Below are 24,877 nucleotides of genomic sequence, written 5' to 3'. Positions count from 1 at the left end.
GCCCGGCGGGTATCCGGGCCATTGTCGCTAGATAGCTGTGCGGATTAGAGCAGGCTGGCGATGTGATCTTCACGTGCGGTCGAGGCCGGATGGCTTGACAGCATGCTGCCTTTGCCACCGTCCATCTGCTGGAATTTTTTCATCACGCTCAGGCCAGCGCGCGGGTTAAAACCGTGCTTCTTCATGAAGCTGACCGCATAGGTATCGGAGTTGCGCTCCTGAGACTGGGAGAACTGTGCATTGATCAGTGCTTCACCCAAAGCCCCCAGCTGCGAGCTGGACAGCTGGCCCGCCTGGCCACCCTGGCTGGCGACGCCCTTACGTACGGCAGAGGTGGCATATGCTGTGCGCATGGCGTTCAGTGAGTGGCCCAGTTTGACGTGGCCGATCTCATGCCCGATTACGAAACGGACTTCATCATCGGAAAAGTTGTCCAGCAAACCGCGGTAGACACGAATAGTGCCGTCGGACATGGCAAAGGCATTGATCTCTTTACTGTCATAAACCTTGAAGTTCAGAGCCAATCCGTCTTCATTGCGGAACTTGGCCACCAGGTGGTTCAGGCGTTTACTGTACTTGCTGGAGGCGGGTAGCACGGTGTTCTGGCTATCCATCTGCTCAGCGGCCTGTGCCGCCATGGCCTTGGCGTCACCTTCGGTAAGAGTCGCTGCCTTGGCCGCATCCTGCAGGGCTGAGAGAGAAGTGGTATTCAGGTTGCCTTCGACACAACCGGTCAATGAACCGCCGATGAGCATGGCGGCGGTGATGGAGATGAGCGTCCGTTTCATGTTGATTCCTTTTAGAGTCTTGATAACAAGCGGTTTCTTATAGCAAAAAACAGCTTTAATCTGAAGCGGACGCCTGCTTCTTCACTTGTTTATACGATCCACAGTGCTTGATACAAATTAACGATTTCGTCATGTGTCGGTACGCGAGGGTTGTTGCCGGGCGACCCTGAATTGATCGCCTGTATCGCCATTTCTTCAGTCACTGACATGAACTGATCGTAGTCGATGCCGAACTGTTGGGGTGTGGGTACCTGCAGTTCATCGTTGAGGGTGACGAGTTCGGCCAGCAGCTTGCGATTGGCGGCCTCGGTGCTGTCGTCCAGGTTGGCGACGCCGATGGCGCGGGCACAGTCGGCATAACGTTCAGGCGCACTGGGCACTGAGAATGCGGTGACACTGGGTAACAGCATGGCATTGGAGAGGCCATGGGGCACATGAAAGAAGGCCCCGATCGGTCGGCTCATGCCGTGTACCAGCGCGACTGACGCATTGGAAAAAGCAACGCCTGCCAGTGTGGCCCCAAGCATCATTGCTTCACGGGCTTCGGTGTCACCGCCATCATGATAGGCACGGCGCAGGTGTGGGCCGATCAGGCGCATTGCCGCCAAGGCCTGGGAGTCACTGTAGGCATTGGCCTTGCGGCTGACATAGGCTTCCATTGCGTGCGTCAGGGCATCGATACCGGTATCGGCGGTGGTTCGGGCCGGCAGGCTCAGGGTCAGGCTGTAATCGACCAGTGCAGCAACGGGCATGAAACCGAGCCCGACGCAGAGCATTTTCTCGTCATTGCTTTCATCGGTGATGATGGTGAAACGGGTCGCTTCGCTGCCGGTTCCGGCGGTGGTCGGGATGGCGATGATTGGCAGTCCCGGTTCGTTGACGACGCGGGGGAACTTGTAGTCACGCATGCTCCCCCCGTGTTTGCCAAGAATGGCAATGGCCTTGGCACTGTCGATGGGACTGCCGCCGCCCAGCGCCACAATACTGTCGTAGTTGCCTGCACGCACGCGTTCAACCCCGGCCATGATTGAACCAACGGTAGGTTCGGGGATGGTGTCGGCAAAGACATCAGCGGATATCTGCTGTGCCGACAAGGCGTCCCGAAGGCGATCAACATAGCCCAGCTCGACCATTATCGTGTCGGTAATGATCAGGGGACGTGAGCAGTTCAGACTGAGCAGAATATCGGGGGCTGCCTGGCTGGCACCGTCACCGACCTGCAAAATACGCGGCAATATGATCTGTGCGGACATGATGGCTCCTGTTTTTATTGTGTGTTCAGGAAGGCCGGATCACCTTCGTGAGCACAGTGGCGCATACAGACACTCAACGTATCACAACCGGTGGTCACTGGCTGCATTGATGTGATGTCCGCTGCTTCAGGGGCAGCCCATTACGAGCCCGTCACGTGCGACCCTGACGCCTGTGGGTAACTTATGCGTCATGAGCCAGGCATCCATGTCATGGCTCAGGTGGGTCAGCCAGGTCTGTTTCGGCTGCAGCCGCTGGTGGATGGCCAATACCAGATTCAGATCGTTGTGGTTGCGTGGCGGCTGCGTTTGTGGCGGTTGACTGCAGTCGATTACGATTTCCAGTTCATCGAACTGTGCCAGGAACGCTTCGGTGTTTTCCGGCAAGCCAACCGTATCGGTCAGGTAGGCGATCCGCTGACCCTTCAGCTCAAACAGGTAGCCGAAGGTCGGTTTGGAATGCTGCAGGGGTAACGGCGTAATCTCCACATCGCCCAGGGTAAAAGGCATCAGCGGCGTCAGCGGTGGACGAAAGTCGAGAATGCCCGGATGCTTGAGCAGGTCAGCGCAGCCATTGTGGTCATCCGGACCGTATACCGGAATGGAGTCGTTGACGCCCCAGCGCAGATGAAACAGCCCCTGTACATGGTCGACATGGTAGTGGGTCAGCAGAATGGCGGCGAGATCACCGGGGGCAAAACGTTCGGCCAGATCGGTCAGGCCACCGTCGATCAGAATGCGGTGGCGTCCGGTATCGAGCAGGGCACTGCAGGGGCGTCGGCGCAGACGGGCATCTGCTCGCGCGGCTTGGCAGGCGTCACACTTGCAGCCGTAAACCGGCACCTGACGCACATCGCCGGTGCCGAGAAAGATCAGTTTCATCGAATTCCCCGGATTGCGGATTCAGGCATCTGAAGCCTGCAAACTGTTGGCCGTGACCACCGCGAGCAGGGCATCGATGCCGTCCTGCAGGGTACCATTGTTGTGGATGTGCAGGGTGCAATCGGGCATTTGTGCCACCATCTGCGCATGGCGAGCCAGTCGGCACTCGATCTCTTCGGGGGTTTCCCGGCCGCGTTTGATCAGGCGCTGGCGCAGTTTGTCGAGGTCTACATCGACCAGCACCGGTACCAGTTCGTCGTACATCGCCATCGCCTTGGGCAGGTATTCCCGCGAGCCGTTGATCAGCACATTGGCACCGGTATCCAGCCAGCTATCGATCTCGGTACCGATGCCATAGTGGTAACCATGGGAATACCAGTGCATGGCGAGCAGGCCCATATTTTCACGCAGGTGAAATTCCGCTTCGCTCAGATGGACATGATTTTCACCGCCGGCGTCTGCACTGCGGGTGATGTAGCGATGGGCGATGCAGCAGCGCAGCTGTGCTGGCAATTGCCGGCGACAGCCCTCAAGCAGTGAGTCCTTGCCGGAGCCTGAGGCTCCGACCAGGTAAAACAGTGTGCCTCTGATCATCAGAACACCCGCTTGCCTTGGCACCAGACCCGTTCAACCAGCGGCATCACCGAGTGGCTATTGACCTGTACCAGGTCGGCGCGTCGGCCCACCTCCAGCATGCCACGATCATTCAGGTTGGCGGCTTGTGCCGGATTGGCCGTTACCAGTCCGATCGCTCGGGCCAAATCGTAGTCGTTGTCTTCCATGTTCGCGACCATAAAGGCCGCCTGCACCAATGCTGACGGATAATAGTCGGAGCTGAGGATATCGAGCACGCCCGCAGCGGCCAGATCCTTGGCGGCGATATTGCCGGAATGGGAGCCACCACGGACGATGTTGGGTGCGCCCATCAGTACTTTCAGACCCAATGCGTGTGATGCCTGTGCAGCTTCCAGCGTAGTCGGGAACTCGGCTACACGCATGCCCAGAGCGGCCGATTCCTGTGCGTGTGCCAACGTCGCATCGTCGTGACTGGCAATGGCGATGCCACGATCGTGACAGACCTCGCAGATGCGGCGACGGAACGGGTCGGCATATTGAGCACTGTTGGCCTGCTGCAGGGCGATGAAATCATCCATTTTGTCATCACTCAGGCCGTACTTGATCATGTAGTACTCGCGGTACTTGGGGATGTTCTCGGGTGGGAACTGACGCTGGCCGGGGGCGTGGTCCATTACCGATACCAGCTTGACCAGATCTTCGCCAATGTAGCGTTCGAACAGCTCCATCAAGCCGGGGTAACTCACTTCACAGCGCAGGTGCAGCAGGTGGTTGGCACGGTTGAGACCGACGCGTTCGGATTCGATGATCGCCTTGATCATCGCGTCCAGTTTCTCGACGCGGGTGCTCTCGCCGATGATATCGCCCAGCGCTACCGAGTCGAACGAGGTGGTGATACCGGCGGCGATCAGCTGGGCATCATGGGTGGCCATCGCCATGTGCGCGGGCCAATCCACCTTCGGGCGCGGGGTGAAATACTTTTCCTGGTTGTCGGTGTGTAGCTCAACCAGACCGGGCATCAGGTATTCACCGTCCAGGTTGTCGGCCTGGGGCAGTTGGCTGATCTCCTGGCTGATCTCGGCGATTTCGCCATTGCGGATGACTAGAGTGCCTTTGACGACTTCGTCGTGCAGGATCAGGCGGGCGTTGGTCAGAATCTGTTCGTTCATTCGGTTATCTATCCTGTCAGATCGCTTTGATATCAACGAGGCGATCGGCGACCGCTTCACGTACGTCTTCATCATGGAAAATGCCGACGATGGCGGCCCCGCGGGCCTTGGCTTCACGGATCAGCTCCACCACCACCTTGCGGTTGGTGGCATCCAATGAGGCAGTGGGCTCATCCAGCAGCAGAACCGGGTAATCCACAATAAAGCCGCGGGCGATGTTGACCCGCTGCTGCTCACCGCCGGAGAAGGTGCCCGGTGCCAGCGACCAGAGCCGTTCCGGCACGTTAAGCCGCTGTAGCAGGTCTTTGGCCTTGGCTTCGCAGCGGGCAGCATCCACACCCAGATCCAGCAGCGGCTGCATTACCACTTCCAGTGTGGAAACACGGGGAATCACGCGCAGAAACTGGGACACATACCCCAGCGTCTGGCGGCGCAGCGCAATAATGCGGCGCGGCAGGGCCGATGTGATATCGACCATCTGCTCGCCGTCGCGTAGGCGGATTGCGCCGCTGTCCACGGAATAGTTGGCGTACAGGGCTTTCAGAAAGGTACTTTTACCGGCACCGGACTGGCCGTGGAGTACCACACATTCACCGGCCTGTACCTGTAGACTGGCGTTGTCGAGCACGCCGAAGCTGGCGCCGCCCTGGTTGTGCAGGGTGAATGCTTTCTCCACCCCGGACACGTCGATCATCAGTTGGTTTGCAGTCATGACAGGCTCCTAGTTCTGCAGAATGGATGACACCAGCAACTGGGTGTACGGGTGTTGCGGGTCGTCCAGCACCTGATCGGTCAGACCGGTCTCGACCACTGCGCCCCGGCGCATCACAATCAATCGATGGGCCAGCAGGCGAGCGACGGCCAGATCGTGAGTGACGATAATCACCGACAGTCCCAGCCGGGACACCAGATTACGCAACAGATCCAGTAGCTTGGCCTGCACCGACACATCCAGTCCGCCGGTGGGCTCATCCATAAAGATCAGTTTCGGGTGAGTCACCAAATTACGGGCGATCTGCAGACGCTGCTGCATGCCGCCGGAGAACTGACTGGGGCGATCATCGATACGGCCAGTATCAATCTCCACCGCGGTCAGCCACTCTTCTGCCTTGGCGCGGATGTCGCCGTAATGACGTTCGCCCACCGCCATCAGGCGCTCACCGATATTGGCACCGGCACTGACATTCATGCGCAGGCCGTCGCGGGCGTGCTGGTGGACGATGCCCCACTCGGAGCGCATCAGTACCCGACGCTGGGATTCTTCACCGGCATATAGATCCATCTCGCCAAACTGTTCGCTGTTGTACAGCACTTGGCCTGAATCCGGCGTCAGTCGTGCTGACAGACAGCTGAGCAGGGTTGATTTACCGGAGCCGGATTCGCCGACGATGCCCAGCACTTCGCCCGGATAGAGATCGAAGTTGATGTCGCCACAGCCCTTGCCCGGGGCGTAGAACTTGTTCAGCTCGCGCACGCTCAGCAGGGGGGCGATATCCTGCCATTCACTAGTAGAGGTCAGCAGTTCCACTGCGTTGTTCATTGTTCGGTCTCCAGTTGCGCGGGAGCTTCGCCCACAAAGCCTTCAGTCACACGCTCGCGGCAGTAGTCGGTATCGGAGCAGACAAACATCTTGCTGCCGTTGTCATCGATGATCACTTCATCCAGGAAACTGTGGTCGGAACCGCAAATGGAACAGGCGTCTTCCCAGCTCTGCACTTCAAACGGATGGTCGTCGAAGTCCAGACTTTCTACCTGCGTAAATGGCGGCACCGCGTAGATGCGTTTCTCAAAGCCAGCACCGAACAGCTGTAGGGCGGGCATCATGCTCATTTTCGGGTTGTCGAATTTGGGGATTGGTGACGGGTCCATCATGTAGCGGTTGTTCACCATCACCGGGTAGTCGTAACTGGTGGCAATATGGCCGAAACGGGCCACGTCTTCGTACAGTTTCACTTGCATGGCACCGTATTCGCTGAGCGCGTGCATCTTGCGGGTTTCGCTCTCGCGCGGCTCGATAAAACGCAGTGGCTCCGGGATCGGCACTTGATAGATCAGGATCTGATCCGCCTGCAGCGGCCGTTCCGGGATACGGTGACGGGTCTGGATCAGGGTCGCCTCAGCGGTCAGTTCGGTGGTTTCAACCCCTGCGGTATGGGCGAAGAAACGGCGGATGCTGACCGCGTTGGTGGTATCGTCAGCGCCCTGGTCGATCACTTTCAGCTTGTCGGCTTCACCAATCACGCTGGCGGTGACCTGCATGCCGCCGGTGCCCCAACCGTGAGGCAGCGGCATCTCACGGCCACCAAACGGCACCTGATAGCCGGGAATCGCCACGCCCTTGAGGATGGCGCGACGGATCATGCGCTTGGACTGCTCGTCCAGATAGGCAAAGTTGTAGCCGATGGCGGTTGCAGCACTCATGCGTTTGCCTCCTCGTTGGTAGTCTTGCTCTGAGTCGCCTGGCCCTGCTCCTTACGCAGACGACGGATCATCTCCAGTTCGGACTGGAAGTCTACGTAATGCGGCAGCTTCAGGTGCGAGACAAAGCCGTTGGCGGATACGCAATCGGTATGCGACAGCACAAACTCCTGATCCTGGGTCGGATACAGTACTTCTTCACCCAGCTCCTCGGCGCGCAGGGCGCGTTCTACGAGCGCCACGGACATCGCCTTGCGCTCGGCACGGCCAAAGGCGATGCCATAGCCACGGGTAAACTGCGGCGGCAGGTCCTTGGAACCGTGGAACTGGTTCACCATCTCGCTCTCGGTCAGCAGCACTTCACCGATTTCAATCGGGAAACCCAGCTCCTCGGGCACCAGCTCGACACTGACACGACCAGTGCGCATTTCGCCGGAAAACGGGTGGCTATCGCCGTAGCCACGCATGGAGGCGTAGCTCAGTGACAGCAGGAAACCTTCGTCACCGCGCATCAGGTTCTGCAATCGCACGGCGCGCTCCGCCGGGTAGTTGACCGGCTCGCGGGTCAGATCGCGGGGGATTTGATCACCATCGCCTGTTTCACGGCTCTGTTCGATCAGACCTTCCTTGTTCAGCAGTTCCAGCACGCGTGGACAACTGTTACCGGCCGCCAGCGCTTCAGACAGGGCGTTGGCCTCTGCCGGTGCCACTTCCGCTTCACCTGACGCCAGCAGGCTGAAATCCAACAGGCGGTGGGTGTAGTCGTAGGTGGAGCCCAGAATCTGGCCGCCCGGCAGGTCCTTGAAGGTGCCGGAGATACGACGTTCGATCTGCATCTGCTCGGTATCCAGCGGCTCGCTGTAACCGAAGCGCGGCAAGGTGGTGCGGTAAGCGCGCAGCAGGAAGATCGCTTCCACCGCATCACCACTGGCCTGTTTCAGCGCCAGCGCCGCCAGTTCGGGGTCGTAGACCGAGCCTTCATTCATGATCCGATCGACGGCCAGCGGCAGTTGCTGACGGATCTGGTCGACACTCAGTTCGGCGATGGCAGTGTCGCCACGGCGCTGAGTGCGCATCAGGGCATGGGCGTTGTCGATCGCCTTTTCGCCGCCCTTTACGGCTACGTACATCAGCAGGTCTCCTCAATAAAGGTGGTGCGCGGCAGCGCGGTCAGCCGGTTATCGCAGCACCAGAAGGTATCGATGCCCAGCGGAAAACGCTGGCGACTGCGAATCAGGTCGCTGCGGAAGGGCTCGGTCAGACCGGCAATACGCAGTGCTCGGGTGTGCTCGATACCAGGGCCGCTCAGGGTCCAATAAGCCTCATCACTCAACGCGGGTACCTGTACCACCAGAGTTGTGGAACGGTCCGGGTACTCCGCTGTGCCCCAGTTCAGCTCAATCAGTAGCGGCAGTTCGCGGTGCAGGGCAATGGCAAAATCGGCCTCGGCGGGTGTTTCGACCAGCGGACACTGACAGTGGAAACGCAGGTTGCTGACCACGGCATCGCTGGCGGCCAGAGAGGGGCTGAGCCAGACGCGAGTGTCGGGATCAAACACGCTCAGTGCCAGTTGCCAGGTAGACAGGTCGAGTCCTTTGGGTGCCTGTTGCAAATAGTCGATCTGCATCAGAGTGCCGGGTTCGCTCATCGCCTTGAGAGCAGAACGAAATACCTGCTGGGATGCCTGCACCGGGTCGGCGAAACCGGCAATCAGTTCATGACTGGAAACGGCCATCAGTCCTCTCCTCGAACCAGAGTGAAGAAATCAACGCGGGTGCTATTGGCTTGGGCGGCACGCTGCTGGTGTTCGGCGTGCAGGTGTGCCTGCAGTGGCTCAATCAGTTCGTGTTGCAGCAGGGCCTGAGTGTCGTCTTCCTGCAGCAAGGCATCCGCCAATGCGGCGGTGATGGCATGCTGCGGGCTGCGACCGGCAACATAACTGACGCCAAGGGTGCCGCTGGCCAGGCGTACGGCGCAGCGGGTCAGGGTCATTTCGCCCATATTGAACGGCTGGCCGCTGCCGCCAACACGGCCACGCAACATGGTTAGGCCGGTTTCCGGTTGGCGGATGAACTGGTATTCAGGTTCCAGCGACAGGGCTTGCCAGTGCTGTTGCAGAGTGCTGCCGGCCGATTTGGCCAGTACGCCCATCCAGTGCTGGCGGGCACGGGTTTCAGGGTTTTCCTGTTGTTGCTCAACAGACATGGTGGCTATCCATTTGGGTGATTGCGATGGGGCCATTCTGCGGTTGAGCGCGGCAGGACAAAACGGAGGGTTTCTGTACGCATGGATTAGAAATTCTAATATGGGTGTTGCAGTGCCGATGGCATGAGGGGTTGGCTGCATCAGTTATGGTTTCAGGGGCTGAAAAGATTTTTAGACGTAGCCGCTGACATATTTCTGCCACAAAACTCTGCTATTTGTCGCATAGTATCGTCTATCTCTCAGTTTTTCTGGGTCTTTGGCCCAGTCACACCTATCCGGTGATGTGATCAATGAAGCACAACCACAAACCTTTGCCACCGTTGAAAGCCTTGAAAAGTTTTGAGGCCGCTGCCCGTCTGCGCAGCCTTACCCGTGCTGCCGAAGAGCTGTACGTGACTCAAGGGGCGGTCAGCCAGCAGGTGAAACTCCTGGAGGAGTACCTGGATACTCAGCTGTTCATCCGTACGCCGCGCAAGCTGGAGTTGACCGACGCCGCCCGCGCCTACCTGCCAGTGCTGACTGAAGCGTTTAATATCCTGCAATCCGGCACTAACGAGTTGTTTGGCTCGGATCACCGCGCCCTGTTGACGGTGAAATGCGGCAGCAGTTTTCTGCAGCGTTGGCTGATGCCGCGGCTCAGTGGCTTTTATCAGCAACACCCGGGCATCCGCTTGCGGCTGATGTCGGCGGTATGGCCCTCGCAGGACGAAGTGGAAGAAGCTGATATCGAGATTTCCAATGGTTACGGCAATTGGAGTGGCATGCAGGTCGAGCGGATGACGCGGGAGCAACTGGTAGTCGTCGGCAGCCCGGAGTTTTTACAGCGTTACCCGGTCGATGAAGACGCGATGAAAATTCTGCAGGTGCCGTTGATTACCATCATCGGTGAAAAGGAAAGCTGGCAGCAGTGGTTTCGTCAGCAGGGACTGGCCAACCTGATGCCGTTGCCGGTGTTGGAGTGCGACACCAGCACCGCTGCTTTTGACGCCGCCTGCAACGGCATCGGCCTGCTATTGGCACGCAGTTTCAACCTCAAGCCGCTGATGGATGAAGGCAAACTGCTACAGGCACACCCCTTCACACTGAAAGCGTCGGGCGCACACTATCTGGTGCTGCCCAACAAGCCACCGTCGCCCAAGGTGATCGCCTTCCGCGATTGGCTGCAGGCGACGCTGGAGCGGGAAGAGCAGTATATTCGGCGCTGATTTGCGTCGTTTTAGCTTGCTTTAAAAAGCTAAAACCATTTAACGGACGGGCGTGAAGAAAGCCAACAGCGCCTTCTTCGACAAAAGGCTCGGTTGAACTTTCACTCTGCCCGTGGCATTGTCTGACAACAATTTTCCGCATAGTGCAGGATGCACTACCGCATATTCAAGGATAGATATCATGCATTCACCCTTCTTAATCCCTCCCTGCCCTAGTAGCCAAACCAAAGCAAAATAGCCTGCCATTACTTTAATGGCTATTTTTCAATATAAACATCATTCTAAATAAATTTGATATTTTTTAAAAAAATATCTATTTGATTTTATCAAATCGTACCTTAATTACAAAAATCACAGCATATAAAAATGAATCGATATAACTTTATTGAAATACAATATGATGAAATGATCGAGGGTTTTGAGATTATTTATGCAACGATTTCAGATCCAGAGAATTTTCAAATCATGCTAAAAGAATGGCTGGGCGAAGATGATGGCATGAGGAGCATATATGATTTCGACAGTAGAGTTCTGACTTATTCACCCAGCAGGATAAAAAATAACAACGGATTTCACATTTCTAACGTATATAACGTGGGCTACTTCCAATCTATCATCTTCCAAAAGGAAGGGCGCACTATAACATTAACTGATATGTTTGAAGTTGGTGAGCGTGACACAGGTTATGTAGATATTGGCAAACCCAGGGAGGAGTGGGATGGGTATACCAAAGGTGGTTATCAGTTACGGGTAGTTGGTGATCATCTATATGCTTGCGGTCAACTCAACAAGCTTTTTCGTCGAGATGGACCCGGCATCTGGACGGACTTGACTGATCGACAAGATCACCCAGATCTTTTCAAGCATATGGATTTCATAAAAAAACGTGATGGTGGTTTTCTAAATGCCAATGTCGGCTTTTATGCGTTCGATGGGTTCAGTGAGAGTGAAATCTATGCTGGCGGCGAGCAAACACTTTGGGCTTACCTAAATGGCGTATGGAATGAAATGGCTTTGCCAGAGTATCCGCGGATGATTGATAGTGTGCTCTGTGCGGGAGACGGTCAGGTATATGTGACCGGTCGAAACGGACCGGTTGTTCGGGGACGAAACGGTCATTGGGAAGTCATGGATGCACCTGCTTTGGCATACCATGGTATGGCCTGGTTTGATGGCAAGGTTTGGCTTGGTAGCGACTATGAATTGGGGTACTTGGAAGATGGTCAATACCACCGGTATGTATTCCCTGAGGAAGGCCCTGCTCAGTTTTCCTTTTTGAGTGTGGATGCATGTCCCGAAATGCTGCTTTCCTATGGGCCTGAACAGGCTTTGCTGTTTGACGGTACCGAGTGGGTTGAAGTTATCGGCCCACCGCTGGTTTAAGGCAAGATACATACTCAACGAGAGTCCAATTTTTTTAATTTTTCGGCCTTATCAAGCCACACCTTTAAGCGATTTTCCAACTCCACATAAAAAGCTGTAGACGATAAAGTCAGCAGTTGATAAGAAAGCGAACGGCTGCAGATAGCAATAGCGAAGAAGTAATGGAGGACTAATTGATGAAACGTGAAGATTACGAAAAAAATATTGAAGGCTTCAGTTTACTTAATGGAACTGTTGCAAAACCAGAATTGATTAGCTTTGTTGCGCAGGAGCTGTCAGATGATGATGATTACGATTACCGTACAAGAGGAATATCAATTAATATATCTACTGGAAATGTCTCAAGTATAAAATGGGATGGCGGTTTTAAAAATCCAAAAATTATTCACACCGGTACTAACGGGTTCTTGATCACAAGCGAAGAGGGTCGTGCTTATGAAACCCGTGATACACCCAAAGTATTCCCGCAATATACCTTGGATCAGGATGAGTTTCGCGGAAGTCAGCGTACTGAAGTTTCTGTTGAGTGTTTGCGTAATATTGCAGGCCATATCTATGCCTGTGGTACTCACCACAAGCTTTTAAAGCGGATTGACAAGAAGCGTTGGATTACCCTGACAGATGAACAGCAGCACCCCATACTGATGGAACAGATGTGGGCTCGCCAGAAAGCCTATCGGGAGACAGGTGTCGATGACAGTCTGCCCACCATTGCTTTTCTCTCATTTGATGGTTTCAGCGAACAGGATCTATATGCCTGTGGTGGGATGGGGGATCTCTGGCACTACAATGGCGAGCGTTGGCTGCAACTGAATCCACCGGTCAATAGCATATTGAATAACCTTGTCTGTGCTGATGATGGCTATGTCTACATCACCAGTACCTGGGGCGATTTAATCAAAGGCTATTACCGTAACGGCACTGAGCATTGGGAGTTGATACCCCATTCAGTCGCAACAATGAGTGTTGGCTTTGAAGATGCGACCTGGTTCAAGGATCGTCTGTATTTGAGTAATAGTTGGGGTTTGTTCGTACTGGAGAATAATGAGGTCACAAGGGTCGACTTCAGTGGTCTTGGGCATGATGCCCAGTTCAGTTTTCAGCACGTGACCTCAGGGCATGGCGTTTTGCTTTCCTATGGGCCTAATAATGCCGTTTTGTTCGATGGTAAAACGTGGAAAGCACTGATTAACCCCTATGATCTTGAGGATTAACCTGGGCACATAAAGATAAAAATTGCAGAAGCTTTAGCTTCGATCAAATAATGGTCCCTAGTGCAATATGATTTACACCCTAAAAAATGGTAAAAATCTGTCCGACTTTAACATGAAGCAATATAATAGCTTACTATCTAAAATATTAATTACAACTATCCTTTTAATAATCCCTGAACATGTTAGAGTACAAGAAAAATCAAAAAACATTAATACTCTAGAAAAAGCATTTATAGCTGAGAGCGATTTTCAAAAAGCGTATAAATTTTAAAAAACACCTGAAGATATTCAAAAATTCATCAGATATGGTTTTAGTGAAGAAAAAATAGCAAACTATGGTGAAGCTTATAATAGAACCTATTTAATCAATCCAAAATTACCAATATTGCAGCATCAGGTCACCACTTTCAAAAGAAATGTCTCATCATCCCTGATAAAAAGAGGAGGTTTTTTTCTATCTCGTCATATCATAATTTATGATAGAGAAAACAGAAATGGTTGCATATATAACATTGGTAATGAAGTTGAGTTTTATGACTTATTCCAAGAAATAATCAGGCAAAAAGAATTTTTTATATAAAATGGTACTATCATTAAAGATTTCACATTTATAAGATTAGAATAAAAAAGGCGGAAAATATTTTTGCCATTCACCAGTTCCCTATGGTTTATATTACCGCCTGCTGTTTTAAAAGATTAATCTTTATTACTTAGCATATTCCCAGTTAACTATTGCCCAACCACGCTGTTTACACACATTGGCCAGACGTGTGTCTGGGCTGACACCAACAGGAAAGTCGACCTGCTCCAACAGCGGCAGGTCGTTATGGGAATCGGAGTAGAACCAGCTGCCTTCGGTGTTTTCGCCCTGCTGCTCCAGCCAACGATTCAGATGCAATACTTTGCCTTCCTGGAAGCAGATCGGCCCGTCGGCACGACCGGTGATGCGGCCCTGGTCCAGTTCGATACGCACGCCGATGGCGTCCTCGATGCCCAGATGCGCGGCGATCGGCTCCACCAGGAAATCGATCGAGGCGGAGATCACCAGGCAGCGGTCACCGCGTGCCTTGTGGCGACGGATACTCTCAACTGCCGAAGGTCGAATGCACGGCTGCACATACTCTCGAATGAACAGATCAACCTCTCGCGTGGCTTCGGCCAGTGTCTGGCCGATATGCGGACGTAGCTGCAACGCCACGTAGTGGTGCATGTCCAGCTCACCCTGATGGTAAAGGTGATCCAGATGCCTGGCATCATCCATGATCGCCGGGTCGGTCAGCCCCCGATCGATCAGGAATTGCAGCCATAGCAGCGAGCAGTCGGCGTTGATCAGGGTTTCATCCAGGTCATAGATGGCCAGCGGCATGGTGTTGTCCTTGTGTTGAGTCTGTGCACTGCAAAGAGGCCAGCGGGACGGGGCCGCTGGCCAGTATTGTGGGTAGGCAGGTCTAGCCATTGGCGGTCTTGATCAATTGTGGCCGGTCGATCAGGGTAGCCAGCTTGCTCAGGTTCAGATGACAGCGGATACGGTTGTTTCCGTCTTGCTGCCAGGGCGGCGTCTGCTCTTTACAACGCGGTTCTGCCAATGAGCAGCGGCGCTGGTAGGCGCAGCCACGGGCTGGCGGATGCTGCTCCGGGCTGTCTTCGCCCTGAATGACGGGCTGATGATCCGGGTCCGGTTCCAGTACCGCGTTGAGCAAGGTGCGGGTGTAGGGGTGGTGATGACCAGAGAAAACCTCGTCTACAGGTCCCACCTGACAGAGACGGCCCTGATATAACACCGCCACTTGATCGGCGATTGCCTTCACCACCGCCAGATCATGGGCGATGAAAAGATAGGTTACGCCGCGCTGTTGCTGCAACTCCTTAAGCAATTTAAGTACGGCAGCCTGTACCGAAACGTCCAGTGCCGAGGTCACCTCGTCGCAGAGAATCAGGTCCGGGTCACCGGCGAAACAGCGGGCAATGGCGACGCGCTGTTTCTCGCCGCCGGATAGCTGGCCGGGCAGGCGGTCGAGATAGTGCGGTGCCAGCCGGACCAGGGACAGCAGCTCGGTGGCTTTTTCCCGGCTGGCATCATGGTTGAGACCGAAGTAGAGTCTGAGCGGTTGCTGCAGAATTTCAAACACGGTGTGGCGCGGGTTCAGTGAGGCATCGGGGTTCTGAAAGATCATCTGTACCCGGCGCTTCAGAGCCTTGCTGCGCTGTTCAACCGGCCGGTTGAGGTCATCCTGATTGAGCCGGATCTCGCCAGTGCGTGCGGAATGAATACCGCTGATCGCGCGCATGATAGTGGATTTCCCACTGCCGGATTCGCCGACCAGGGCAAGGGTTTCCCCTTTTTTCAGCTGCAGGTCGATGCCGTCCACGGTTGCTATCGGCGCCGGACGGTGCAGAAGAGCATCCATCAGTCCCGGTCGATGGTAACTGATCTGTACCTGTTCCAGTCTCAGCAGTGGCTCTTTGCTGCGTTGGACCGGCAGCGTGATGACCTTGGACGTTGCCGGGGTGTTGTGTAGTTCACCGGCAAAGTGGCAGCGTACCTGATGTGCAGACAAGTTTGTCAGTGGCGCATCATCAGTGTGGCAGGTTGGCTGTACATGGGAGCAACGGCTGGCGAACGCACAGCCTTGAGTGACCGAGCCCACCTTGGGTGGATAACCCGGCAATGACGGCGGCAGGCCTTTGGTATCCAGGCGCGGGATCGCATTGAGCAAGGCTCGGGTATAAGGATGAGTGGGCTGCAGCAACACCTCGCGGCTGCTGCCCTGCTCGATGACTTCTCCGGCGTACATCACGGCGATGCGCTCGCACACCCGGGCCACGGCGCCGAGGTCGTGGCTGACGAATACCATTGCCATGCCCAGTTCCTGGCGCAGGGTACGCAGCAGTTCCAGAATATGGGCCTGAGTGGTGACGTCGAGGCCGGTGGTAGGTTCATCCAGAACCAGCAGCTCTGGCTGGCCCGCCAGTGCCATGGCGACGGCTACACGCTGCTGCTGACCACCGGATAGCTGGTGCGGGTAGCGGTCCAGCATGGCTTCGGGTGAGGGCAGGCGTACTTGCTGCAGCAATTCGATGGCGCGCTGGTGCCACTGACTCCGGGGCAGGTCGGAATGCAGGTGCAGGGCCTCATGGAGTTGGGCGCCAATTTTCAGCGTTGGTGTCAGTGATTGACCCGCGTTCTGTGGGATCAGGCCGATGCGGCCGCCGCGCAAAGACTGAAGCGACTTGGGCTTGAGCGCAAACAGGTCCTGGTCGTGGAAGTGAATGCTGCCGTTCTGTACCTGAGAGCCAGTACGCAGAAAGGCCATCATCGCGAGTGCGAGGGTGCTCTTGCCGCAGCCGGACTCGCCGACCAGTCCCAGTGCTTCGCCGGGGGCTACTTGCAGGTTGATATTGCGCAGCACGCTCACCAACCGCCCGTTGGCGTTGGTGTATCCAAGGGTGAGGTTCTGTACGTTCAGTATGGGAGTCATCGTCGTGTTCATGATCAGCAGTTCACTCATACGGGGGCCTTGGCGCGGTCGAGGCCAATCGCCTTGGCCAGTGCATCGGCGGTCAGATTGATGCTGATGATCAGCGTGGATAGAGCCAGAGCCGGGAAAATCACCGCCCAGGGCGCGATGGAAATCATGCCGCGGCTGTCGGCGATCATCAGGCCCCAGTCCGGTGTTGGCGGTACGACGCCGAAGCCGAGGAATGAAAGCGAGCTGAACGCCAGCAGCATCCAGGCCCAGCGCATGGCGGTTTCTACCAGCAGGGCGTCGAGCACGTTGGGCAGTAGCTCGCGGACCACAATGGTGAAGCGGGATTCGCCACGGGTACGTGCGGCAAGTACGAAGTCACGCGGCACGTATTCCAGCGTCGCACCACGTACCACGCGCACCACAGCGATGCCGAAGAAGAAACCGAGGGTCAGCACCAACGTCCAGGTCTGCTGGCCAGCCAATGCGATTACCAGCAGCAGGAACAGCAACCAGGGAATCGCCAGCAGTGCATCGATGAATCGCATCAGCCAGGCATCTATACGCCCACCAATGAAGCCCAGCGTCATACCGACCAAACCGCCCCAACTCACCGCCAACAGCGTGCCGAGCAGGGTTACGGTAATGGCCTCACGACCGCCCATTAACGTGCGGCTGAATAGATCGCGCCCCATATGGTCGGTACCGAACCAGTAAGTTGCGCTGGGTGGCTGCAGCATTTGGTAACCGTTCTGCAGCGTCCAGTCATGGGGTGCCAGCCACGGGGCGAGCAGGGCCATCAGCAGGTGTAACAGCAGAATGCTCAGCCCGGTCATGCCCGAGGGCGAGCGGCGCAGGTTGCTCCATACTTGACGCCAGCGAGAGACCGGTGCGGCTGCGGTGAGAGGCATGTTCAAAGGGATTGCAGTCATCAAAAGTCTCCTAGCGGGCCGTTCTAAGGCGAGGGTTCAACGCCAGCGACGACAGGTCGGCAAGCAGGTTGCACAGTACGTAAACCGAGGCCAGAATCAGTGCAATGGCCTGTACTAAAGGCAGATCGCGATCGTAGATGGCACGAATCATCAGGGTGCCGATGCCGGGGTAGTTGAATACCTGCTCGATGATCACCGCGCCGCCCAGCAGCCAGGCTACGGTGAGCGCGATGATATTGATGGTTGGCAGCATGGCGGCGGGCAGCGCATGCACGCAGACGATACGCCAAAACGGCACGCCCTTGAGTCGGGCCATCTGTACAAAGTCACTGGCCATCACATCGATCATCGCCGAGCGCACCATGCGCAGGATGTGCGCCATCATCACCAATGCCAGGGTTATCATCGGCAATACGATGTTGGGCAGCAGTTCACTGATCGGGGCGCTGTGGCGCACCGTCGTCACGGCTGGAAACCATTGCAACTGGATCGAAAAAACCAGTACCAGCAGAGTCGCGGTGACGAACTCGGGAATGGTCATGGCGAAAATGGAGCCGCCGGAGATCAGTATATCGGCGGGGCGGTCACGCCTCAGCGCGGCAATTACACCAAGGAAAATCGCCAACGGGATACCGATCACGGCCGCGCCCAGCGCGAGCACGGCGGTGTTGCGCATGCGAGTGGCCACCAGATCATTGATCGGTTTGTCACGCTTGACCGAGATACCAAGGCTGCCCTGCAGCACGCCGCTGCCCCAGTCGGCAAAGCGTTGCAGCGCCGGTTGATCAAGGTTGCGTGCCTGACGGCAGTTTTCCAGCCGTACGCCGTGTGCATCACGGCCCAGATAGGCGGTGCAGACATCGCCGGGCAGAGCCTCGGTGATGGAAAAGACCAGTACACAAACGGTCAACAGGGTAAACAGGGCCATGGCGAGCCGCTGCAGGATCAATTTCAGCATGAGTTTTCAATCATTGGGTTGCACAGTACGCCGGATACCCTCTGCATAACGGCCGTTACGGGTGCCGTTGTGCAGAGGGCCCGGCAGAAAATGCCTGCGGACAACAGTATCCACAGGCAGGCTGGTGTGGCTTAGTTCACATCCACTTTGTGCCAGCGAATAGAAAACTGTTCTACCGGGTCCAGGCCGGTCACGTTACTGCGCAGGGCACGGGTCTGGTTCAGGTGGTAAGGGATCAGCTCACCGCCCTCTTCCCAGAGGAGAGTCTGCAGCTTGGCGTACAGTGCCTTGCGCTGCTCAAAGTCCAGTTCGGAGCGGGCGTCATCCAAGGCCTGGTCGAAGGCGGGGTTGTTGAAGAAGGTTTCATTCCAAGCAGACGTTGAACGGAATACTTCGTTCAGCACCTGGTCTGCCGGACGCTGTGACCAGCGTGAAGCAGAGGCCGGATGTTTCATCCAAACATCGCTCCAGTAACCATCAGACGGCACCATGTTCAGGTTGACTGTGATGCCGGCCTTGGCCGCCTGCTGCTGGTACACCTCGATCATGTGAATCCATTCCGGCTCATTGTCGGCGGCGCTAATGGTCACTTCGATACCGTCCGGATAGCCGGCTTCACCCAACAGCTTCTTGGCGCCTGCGATATCCTGGGAGCAGTCGATTTCCGTACGGTATTGATCGCCGGACCAAACCGGGTGGTCACAGGTGACGATGCCCGCGTCAGCACCCGAAACCAGCGTCATCATCTCTTGACGATCTACCACCATGCGCAGGGCTTTGCGCACCTTGGGGTTATCCAACGGTGCCATGTCGGTGCGGAACGCCAAGCCACGCCATTCACCGGTGGCGATGGTTTGCAGCTTGAACTGAGGGTTGTTCTGGAACAGACGTTTCTGCTGAGCCGTGATGCTTTGCTCCAGATCCACCTGGCCAGCCATCAAAGCCTGCACACGTGCCTGGGAGTCAGGGATACCGATCAGCTCGGCACCATCCGCCGCCGGCTTGCCTTCCCAGTAGTTCGGGTTGGCGGCCAGCACGGTTGTGCCTTCGGAGTCCATCTCCTCAAGCATGAATGGGCCGGAACCGATACCGGTTTTGGCAATGGTGTCACCGCTGTTTTCCGGAATAATGCGCACACGGTAGTCCATCAACAGCAACGGCAGGTCGGCGTGAGGCGAAGATAGCTTGATCTCGAAACGGTAATCATCCAGTACCTTGACCTGCTCGATGATGCCAAGCACGGCGGCGACCGGGGAGGCAATTTTCGGATCGTTGATGCGCTCCAGGGTGTATTTGATATCGGCGGCGGTCAAGTCGGACCCGTCGTGGAACTTGACGTTTTTGCGCAGCTGGAAGGTCCAGGTTTTTGCATCCGCAGAGGGGGACCACTCGGTGGCCAGCTCCGGGCTTGGCTGGCCATCCTGGCCCTGGCGGATCATGCGGGAGTAGAGCATCTGGTTGGCTTCGAAGAAGCGGCTCGGCGAGATCGGGTCCAGTGACTCGGCACCGGCATAGCCGACATCATGACCCAGACGGATGGTGCCAGCTGCGGCAACACTGCTTGCCAGGGCTGAGGCCATTACCAGAGAAGTCATCAAATATTTCATGGGTGTGTCCTGCTTATATGAATCGGGTTGTTGGAAGTTTGGACGGGTTGTTCAAGTGCGACAGGGGACGCGGCTCAAGCCGCGTTCACGTCGACATTGCTGCTCAGCAGTGAGCGGGCAGCCCAAGGTGTTTCTACGCCAAGGATATCGGCGAGGGTTGGGGCAAAGCGGATGCATTCGGCGATGCCCAGTTGTTTCTGTGGGATATCGGGGCCGCTGAAAATGCAGAAACGGTAGTCGGCTGGTGTGCCGGGGCGCATGCCATGATTGGAGCGGTACTTGGATGGCCCATAAAACCCATCAGTCCCCGGCAATGCGGCTTCAAAGCTGATGCCGGAGTCTTCTGGTACGGTGAAAGCCAACAATTCATCTGCTGCTGTGGCCGGCATGAAATCGGTATTGCAGGGCTCTATTCCTTCGCCAACCAGAATATCGGTCACGTATTTGGCCTGCTGGGCGTTCGCTGGCCGAATCAGCAGTACACCGCCTTCGCTGGACCAGTTGATGTCATGGCCGAGCAGACGATCTACATACAGTCCCTTCGGCATGGGTGCGTGGCCGTGATCGCTGCAAATGGCAAAGTTGTATTGTTGCAGCACACCGGCGTGCTCCAGTCGCGCCAGCAAAGTGCCAATCTGGGCATCGGCGGTGCGCAGTGACCAGCGGGACAGATCATGGTCGGCACCGTATTTGTGCAGAAAATAGTCGGTGATGGCGATCTCCAGCAAAATAAAATCCGGCGCTTGTTCGGAACCGGCCAGACCGGCGGCCAGATCAAGTAGTTGCTGATCTGCCAGCATGCCCAGTTGCAGCTTGTGTTCATCAGAGCGATTGGGCGAGACCACTGTTTCAGCATCTAGTGCGGCCAAACGGCCTTCTGGATCATGAATGCTCGCAGCTCGTAGCCAGCCTTCATCAGCAGGTTCAGGTGTCGCATCCTTGCCGCGCATCAGCATTTCGTCTGCCCACCAAGGGCCGATATAGAGGTTGCAGTCTTCGGGACGCACCATGCCGTAACCGAGGTTGGCAACGTCCAGTCCCTGACGGACAGCCAGTGCAGGCAGGGTGTCTCCGCGTACGTCATAGGGATTGGCCCAGCGAAAACCATCGTCGGTCCAGATATGATTGCCGTAGATGCCGTGTTCGGCAGGTGATACGCCGGTAATCATCGAGGTGCGTCCCGGGCAGGAAGTACCACACATCTCGGGCTTTAACGCCTGCAATTGGGTACCAGTGCGGGCCAGCCGGTCCAGATTCGGCAGGTGCTGGCGGTAATGTTCAAAATGATCGGCGCTGATACCGTCGATCATGATCATAATCAGTTTGCCCATGGCGCTACGTCCAAATGTTTGAAATCGATGGCGCAAGGTTAGAAAGTCGGTGTGTCAAAAATATGATAAAAAACGGTCATATTCGGCAGTTTTTCCAAGTCATGGTTTAGAAAAACTATTGGCTGATTGTGGGTTTTTTTTTGATTGTCGGTGTCTACGGTTGTGTGCAGGACTAGAATTAAGAAGACGAAGGTGTAAGCAAGGTTATCAATAAGACATTTTCTGTTCTGTATCGGTGATATGTTTAAATGGTGTTTCATTTTTATGGCATAAATATTTATTTATATTCGATGTTGTGTGGTATTGAGTGCACAGCGCCCGTTGTTCCGGTTGCTCGGATAAATCAATAGTTTTTCTATCGCTGCGTTTCGTTTTTCTCCGTTTTCGAGTCTGCATCCAGTCCTTGAGAATGCATCCCGCACCAAGCCTGAAGCGAAGACTCCCCTTCATTTTCAGCGGTCCCAGTGGCCGCTGTTGTTTTCAGGCAGAACACGCATTACGAGTGGCCGGAATATGATGCGGGCCACCGGTAACCTATAACCGAGCTGATGAAAACCATGAAGAAACAATTGATCTGTCTTGCACTGGCGGGCGCAGTCGCCGCACCGATAACGGCCCAAGCGGTTGAAATTGCGGATACCGGTATCGATTTTTACGGCAGCCTTCGTATCATGCTGGAACATGCGGAAAATGCCGATGACACCGAATACAAGGATGCGTCTTCTCGTATCGGCCTGAAAGGCGAGCGTGATCTCGGCGAAGGCCTTAAGGCTTTTGCCAAATATGAAGTGGCGGTTAATCTGGATAATGAAGGCGATAGTATTGGTGACATGCGCTATGGTCATTTGGGTCTGCGCGGTGACTGGGGGGCGATCTCCGGCGGTAAGGTATCCTCACCGTTCTATGATGCGGTTGGCTATTATGGCGATTACATGTGGTGGGATTCGGCACCGGTGTATTACACCCTGGATGGAGGCTCCCGTATCGGTCAGTCCGCGCTGTATGAAAGCCCCGACCTGGCAGGTCTGAAACTGAAGGCGCTGGTGCAGATCGATGATGATGACAATGGTGAGGAAGGACAGAACCAGCTGGGTGCCAACTACAGTATCGGCAAGCTGACGTTGGGAGCCGCTTATACCGATGCGGCCAACAATCATGATATCTATGGTGTGTCGGCATCCTATGCCGGGAATGGCTATTACATCAATGGTGCCTGGATGGATCGTGAAGATACCGGTTCCGGTTTCGATGCACTGGTGGGTATTCCGTCCGGCAAAAATCTGTACACCGTTGGTGTGTCCAGTCTGGATGATGATGCGGGTGTGGATGACTTCGATGCGGTGATTCTGGCCTATCAGCGCAGCCTGCATAAAGATGTGTTGGTATGGGTTGAAGCGATGGCCTGGGATGGAACCCTTTACGGTATCGAAGACTCAAATGTGATCCATGTGGGTATGAACTTCAATTTCTGATGTTAGCGGATATTCAAGAGGAGGCATGATGCCTCCTTTTTGTGTTTTGAGTTGGGCAATAGCCTCCCTATAATCGCGATACATCCGACAGCTGTCGGACCATCCGGCAACGTCTGAGCAGGGCAAGTACATGCAAAACTGGCTTTTTCTCTCCATCGCTATAGTGGCCGAGGTGATTGCCACCACCGCACTGAAATCCAGCGAAGGTTTCTCACGCCTCATGCCTTCGGTCATTGTGGTGGTGGGCTACCTGATCGCCTTCTATTTTTTGTCACTGACGTTGAAAACAATACCGGTCGGGGTCGCCTACGCGGTCTGGTCTGGCGTCGGTTTGATGCTTATCGCGCTGGTAAGTTGGTGGCTTTACGGCCAAAAACTGGATCTTGCCACAGTGGCTGGCATGAGCATGATTTTGGCCGGTATCATGGTGATCAACCTGTTTTCCACTGTTGGTGAACACTGAGCATTGAAGGTGCTCGCCGCGGACAGGATCATGCGGTGAGCACTTCGCGCAGCAGGAGTGTTTGATTTAATGTGACAATACCCGTGACAAAAACGCTTGGGTACGTTCGTTTTGCGGGTTGTCGAACACCTGGTCCGGTGGCCCCTGTTCCACTATTCGGCCTTCATGAATGTAGATCACACGGTCGGCAACTTCACGGGCAAAGCCCATCTCATGTGTCACTACAATCATCGTCATCCCTTCACGGGCCAGCTCGCGCATAACATCCAGCACTTCTCCGACCATTTCCGGGTCCAGTGCTGATGTGGGTTCATCGAACAGCATCAGCCGAGGTTCCATGGCGAGGGCGCGGGCGATCGCTACGCGCTGCTGCTGGCCACCGGACAGCTGATTGGGATACTTCTCGGCCTGGCTGCCAATGCCGACCCGTTCCAGCAGGCGATCAGCCGTATCGGTAGCATCCGCCTGATTGACCCCTTTCACCTTCATGGGTGCCAGCATGATATTGCGGCGCACGCTGAGGTGGGGGAACAGGTTGAACTGCTGGAACACCATGCCCACTTCCTTGCGAATGGCGTTCAGCGCTTTCTGGTTGCCGCCGTGCGGTTCGAGTCCATGGCCGTCCACGACCAATGAACCGCTGTTGTACTCTTCCAGTCCGTTGATGCAGCGGATCAAGGTGGATTTGCCTGAGCCGCTGGCACCGATGATAACGACCACTTCCCCGGTTTCGACTTGAAGGTCGATGTCCTTGAGTACGTGATGCTGGCCGAACGACTTGTTCAGTTGATTGATTTCAACAATATACGACATGAAAAACCGGTCCTCAGGCTGCAGTCATTCCACGGCGCTCGATCAGGCGCAGCAGGAAGGAGAGTGACAGTGTGATGATCAGATACATGATCGCGACCACGAAATAGACCTCGAACGCGGTAAAGGTATTGGCAATATAAACCTGACCCTGGCGCACCAGTTCGCCGACGCCGATCACCGAGAACAGAGACGTGTCCTTGATGCTGACGATCGCCTGGTTGCCCAGTGGTGGAATCATGCGGCGAAACGCCTGAGGCCAGATGATGGTCCAGAAGGTTTGGGTGCGAGACAGGCCCAGTGACAGCCCGGCTTCGCGTTGGCCCTTGGCGATCGATTGCACGCCGCCGCGAACCACTTCAGAAATATAGGCTCCCGAGTTGAAGGCAATCGCTGCAATAGCTGCCGTGATCGGGTCGATCGGCGCTCCGATAAGGTCAGGCAGGCCGTAGAAAATGAACAGGACCTGGACCAGAATCGGTGTGCCACGGAAGACTTCGATATACGCGGTTGCGGGCCAGCGCAGGTACCAGCGGCGGTTGAGGCTGAGCAGACCGAACAGGATGCCAAGCGCAAAGCCGACGAGCAGGCCGCCGAACGAGATCATCAGGGTATAGGGCGCGCCCTTGAGCAGAAAGGGAACGGCGTCGAGTGCTGCTTGCCAGTCGAATTGAAACTGGGATTCCACGAATGAATGCTCCGTAATGAACAGGCGGGAGGGGCCGACGCTGATCGATGGCCGGCCCG

The 24,877-nt window shown here is 55.7% G+C and carries 24 protein-coding genes; 5 read left to right on the top strand and 19 right to left on the bottom strand.

The genetic code is table 11. The features are described from left to right. Positions 1-44: 44 nt before the first annotated feature. The 11 genes from CLV44_RS02095 to phnG all read right to left on the bottom strand — a co-directional run bounded on the left by CLV44_RS02095 (position 45) and on the right by phnG (position 9,288). Complete coding sequence (locus tag CLV44_RS02095) at positions 45-788, bottom strand: M48 family metallopeptidase (protein ID WP_106590451.1); 744 nt, start codon at positions 786-788, stop codon at positions 45-47. Positions 789-877: 89 nt separating this feature from the next. After that, the gene (locus CLV44_RS02090; RefSeq protein ID WP_106590450.1) at positions 878-2,041 is read right to left on the bottom strand and encodes an iron-containing alcohol dehydrogenase; all 1,164 of its coding nucleotides are present in this window, start codon (positions 2,039-2,041) and stop codon (positions 878-880) included. A gap of 126 nt (positions 2,042-2,167) precedes the next feature. Beyond that, positions 2,168-2,920, bottom strand: a complete 753-nt coding sequence (gene phnP / locus CLV44_RS02085; protein ID WP_106590449.1) for a phosphonate metabolism protein PhnP — start codon at positions 2,918-2,920, stop codon at positions 2,168-2,170. Between the two features lie 21 nt (positions 2,921-2,941). Beyond that, positions 2,942-3,514 carry a phosphonate metabolism protein/1,5-bisphosphokinase (PRPP-forming) PhnN gene (phnN, locus tag CLV44_RS02080; RefSeq protein WP_106590448.1) on the bottom strand — a complete coding sequence of 191 codons (573 nt, stop codon included), beginning with the start codon at positions 3,512-3,514 and terminating at the stop codon, positions 2,942-2,944. Then, a complete protein-coding gene (gene phnM / locus CLV44_RS02075; RefSeq protein WP_106590447.1) occupies positions 3,514-4,665 on the bottom strand; it encodes an alpha-D-ribose 1-methylphosphonate 5-triphosphate diphosphatase in 1,152 nt (383 codons plus the stop codon). The genes phnN and phnM overlap by 1 nt, the downstream gene beginning before the upstream one ends. 16 nt (positions 4,666-4,681) lie before the next feature. After that, complete coding sequence (phnL, locus tag CLV44_RS02070; protein ID WP_211298055.1) at positions 4,682-5,377, bottom strand: phosphonate C-P lyase system protein PhnL; 696 nt, start codon at positions 5,375-5,377, stop codon at positions 4,682-4,684. Positions 5,378-5,386: 9 nt separating this feature from the next. Further along, complete coding sequence (gene phnK, locus CLV44_RS02065; RefSeq protein WP_106590446.1) at positions 5,387-6,205, bottom strand: phosphonate C-P lyase system protein PhnK; 819 nt, start codon at positions 6,203-6,205, stop codon at positions 5,387-5,389. Then, complete coding sequence (locus CLV44_RS02060; RefSeq protein ID WP_106590445.1) at positions 6,202-7,086, bottom strand: alpha-D-ribose 1-methylphosphonate 5-phosphate C-P-lyase PhnJ; 885 nt, start codon at positions 7,084-7,086, stop codon at positions 6,202-6,204. The genes phnK and CLV44_RS02060 overlap by 4 nt, the downstream gene beginning before the upstream one ends. Further along, the gene (locus CLV44_RS02055; RefSeq protein WP_106590444.1) at positions 7,083-8,213 is read right to left on the bottom strand and encodes a carbon-phosphorus lyase complex subunit; all 1,131 of its coding nucleotides are present in this window, start codon (positions 8,211-8,213) and stop codon (positions 7,083-7,085) included. The genes CLV44_RS02060 and CLV44_RS02055 overlap by 4 nt, the downstream gene beginning before the upstream one ends. Next, positions 8,213-8,818: a phosphonate C-P lyase system protein PhnH gene (phnH, locus tag CLV44_RS02050; protein ID WP_106590443.1), complete on the bottom strand. Its 606-nt coding sequence runs from the start codon at positions 8,816-8,818 to the stop codon at positions 8,213-8,215. The genes CLV44_RS02055 and phnH overlap by 1 nt, the downstream gene beginning before the upstream one ends. Continuing rightward, the gene (gene phnG / locus CLV44_RS02045; protein WP_106590442.1) at positions 8,818-9,288 is read right to left on the bottom strand and encodes a phosphonate C-P lyase system protein PhnG; all 471 of its coding nucleotides are present in this window, start codon (positions 9,286-9,288) and stop codon (positions 8,818-8,820) included. The genes phnH and phnG overlap by 1 nt, the downstream gene beginning before the upstream one ends. Positions 9,289-9,578: 290 nt before the next feature. On the opposite strand from phnG, the gene CLV44_RS02040 reads away from it, so the two are divergent. The 3 genes from CLV44_RS02040 to CLV44_RS02025 all read left to right on the top strand — a co-directional run bounded on the left by CLV44_RS02040 (position 9,579) and on the right by CLV44_RS02025 (position 13,090). Further along, entirely contained in the window at positions 9,579-10,493 is a 915-nt protein-coding gene (locus CLV44_RS02040) for a LysR substrate-binding domain-containing protein (RefSeq protein ID WP_106590441.1), read from the top strand. A gap of 366 nt (positions 10,494-10,859) precedes the next feature. Further along, on the top strand, positions 10,860-11,876 hold the full coding sequence (locus CLV44_RS02030) for a hypothetical protein (RefSeq protein ID WP_106590439.1): 1,017 nt from the start codon (positions 10,860-10,862) through the stop codon (positions 11,874-11,876). A gap of 176 nt (positions 11,877-12,052) precedes the next feature. Further along, positions 12,053-13,090 (top strand): hypothetical protein, encoded by a 1,038-nt coding sequence (locus tag CLV44_RS02025; protein WP_106590438.1) that lies wholly within the window; start codon positions 12,053-12,055, stop codon positions 13,088-13,090. 706 nt (positions 13,091-13,796) lie between these two features. Here CLV44_RS02025 and CLV44_RS02020 read toward each other — a convergent pair. The 6 genes from CLV44_RS02020 to CLV44_RS01995 all read right to left on the bottom strand — a co-directional run bounded on the left by CLV44_RS02020 (position 13,797) and on the right by CLV44_RS01995 (position 21,385). Further along, a complete protein-coding gene (locus CLV44_RS02020) occupies positions 13,797-14,546 on the bottom strand; it encodes an HAD family hydrolase (RefSeq protein ID WP_106590437.1) in 750 nt (249 codons plus the stop codon). Further along, positions 14,539-16,599, bottom strand: coding sequence for a dipeptide ABC transporter ATP-binding protein (locus CLV44_RS02015; protein ID WP_106590436.1), 2,061 nt, complete (start codon positions 16,597-16,599; stop codon positions 14,539-14,541). Before CLV44_RS02015 ends, CLV44_RS02020 begins: the two co-directional genes overlap by 8 nt. After that, entirely contained in the window at positions 16,596-17,489 is an 894-nt protein-coding gene (locus CLV44_RS02010) for an ABC transporter permease (RefSeq protein WP_106590435.1), read from the bottom strand. Before CLV44_RS02010 ends, CLV44_RS02015 begins: the two co-directional genes overlap by 4 nt. A gap of 10 nt (positions 17,490-17,499) precedes the next feature. After that, entirely contained in the window at positions 17,500-18,447 is a 948-nt protein-coding gene (locus tag CLV44_RS02005) for an ABC transporter permease (protein WP_106590434.1), read from the bottom strand. Positions 18,448-18,578: 131 nt separating this feature from the next. After that, positions 18,579-20,054 (bottom strand): ABC transporter substrate-binding protein, encoded by a 1,476-nt coding sequence (locus CLV44_RS02000; protein ID WP_106590433.1) that lies wholly within the window; start codon positions 20,052-20,054, stop codon positions 18,579-18,581. A 74-nt stretch (positions 20,055-20,128) separates the two neighbouring features. Beyond that, on the bottom strand, positions 20,129-21,385 hold the full coding sequence (locus CLV44_RS01995) for an alkaline phosphatase family protein (RefSeq protein ID WP_106590432.1): 1,257 nt from the start codon (positions 21,383-21,385) through the stop codon (positions 20,129-20,131). Positions 21,386-21,942: 557 nt separating this feature from the next. Between CLV44_RS01995 and CLV44_RS01990 the strand changes: the two genes are divergently transcribed. After that, positions 21,943-22,857, top strand: a complete 915-nt coding sequence (locus tag CLV44_RS01990) for a porin (protein ID WP_170069237.1) — start codon at positions 21,943-21,945, stop codon at positions 22,855-22,857. 130 nt (positions 22,858-22,987) lie between these two features. Further along, the gene (locus CLV44_RS01985; protein ID WP_106590430.1) at positions 22,988-23,320 is read left to right on the top strand and encodes a DMT family transporter; all 333 of its coding nucleotides are present in this window, start codon (positions 22,988-22,990) and stop codon (positions 23,318-23,320) included. Positions 23,321-23,386: 66 nt separating this feature from the next. Here CLV44_RS01985 and CLV44_RS01980 read toward each other — a convergent pair whose 3' ends face one another. Both CLV44_RS01980 and CLV44_RS01975 read right to left on the bottom strand, forming a co-directional pair. After that, positions 23,387-24,133, bottom strand: coding sequence for an amino acid ABC transporter ATP-binding protein (locus CLV44_RS01980; protein WP_106590429.1), 747 nt, complete (start codon positions 24,131-24,133; stop codon positions 23,387-23,389). 13 nt (positions 24,134-24,146) lie between these two features. Next, positions 24,147-24,818 carry an amino acid ABC transporter permease gene (locus tag CLV44_RS01975; RefSeq protein ID WP_106590428.1) on the bottom strand — a complete coding sequence of 224 codons (672 nt, stop codon included), beginning with the start codon at positions 24,816-24,818 and terminating at the stop codon, positions 24,147-24,149. Positions 24,819-24,877 lie beyond the last annotated feature (59 nt).

This window comes from Marinobacterium halophilum (assembly GCF_003014615.1).
Classification (GTDB): domain Bacteria; phylum Pseudomonadota; class Gammaproteobacteria; order Pseudomonadales; family Balneatricaceae; genus Marinobacterium; species Marinobacterium halophilum.
Note: the sequence above shows the minus strand (reverse complement) of the source record. Positions and strands in the feature narration are given on the sequence as shown.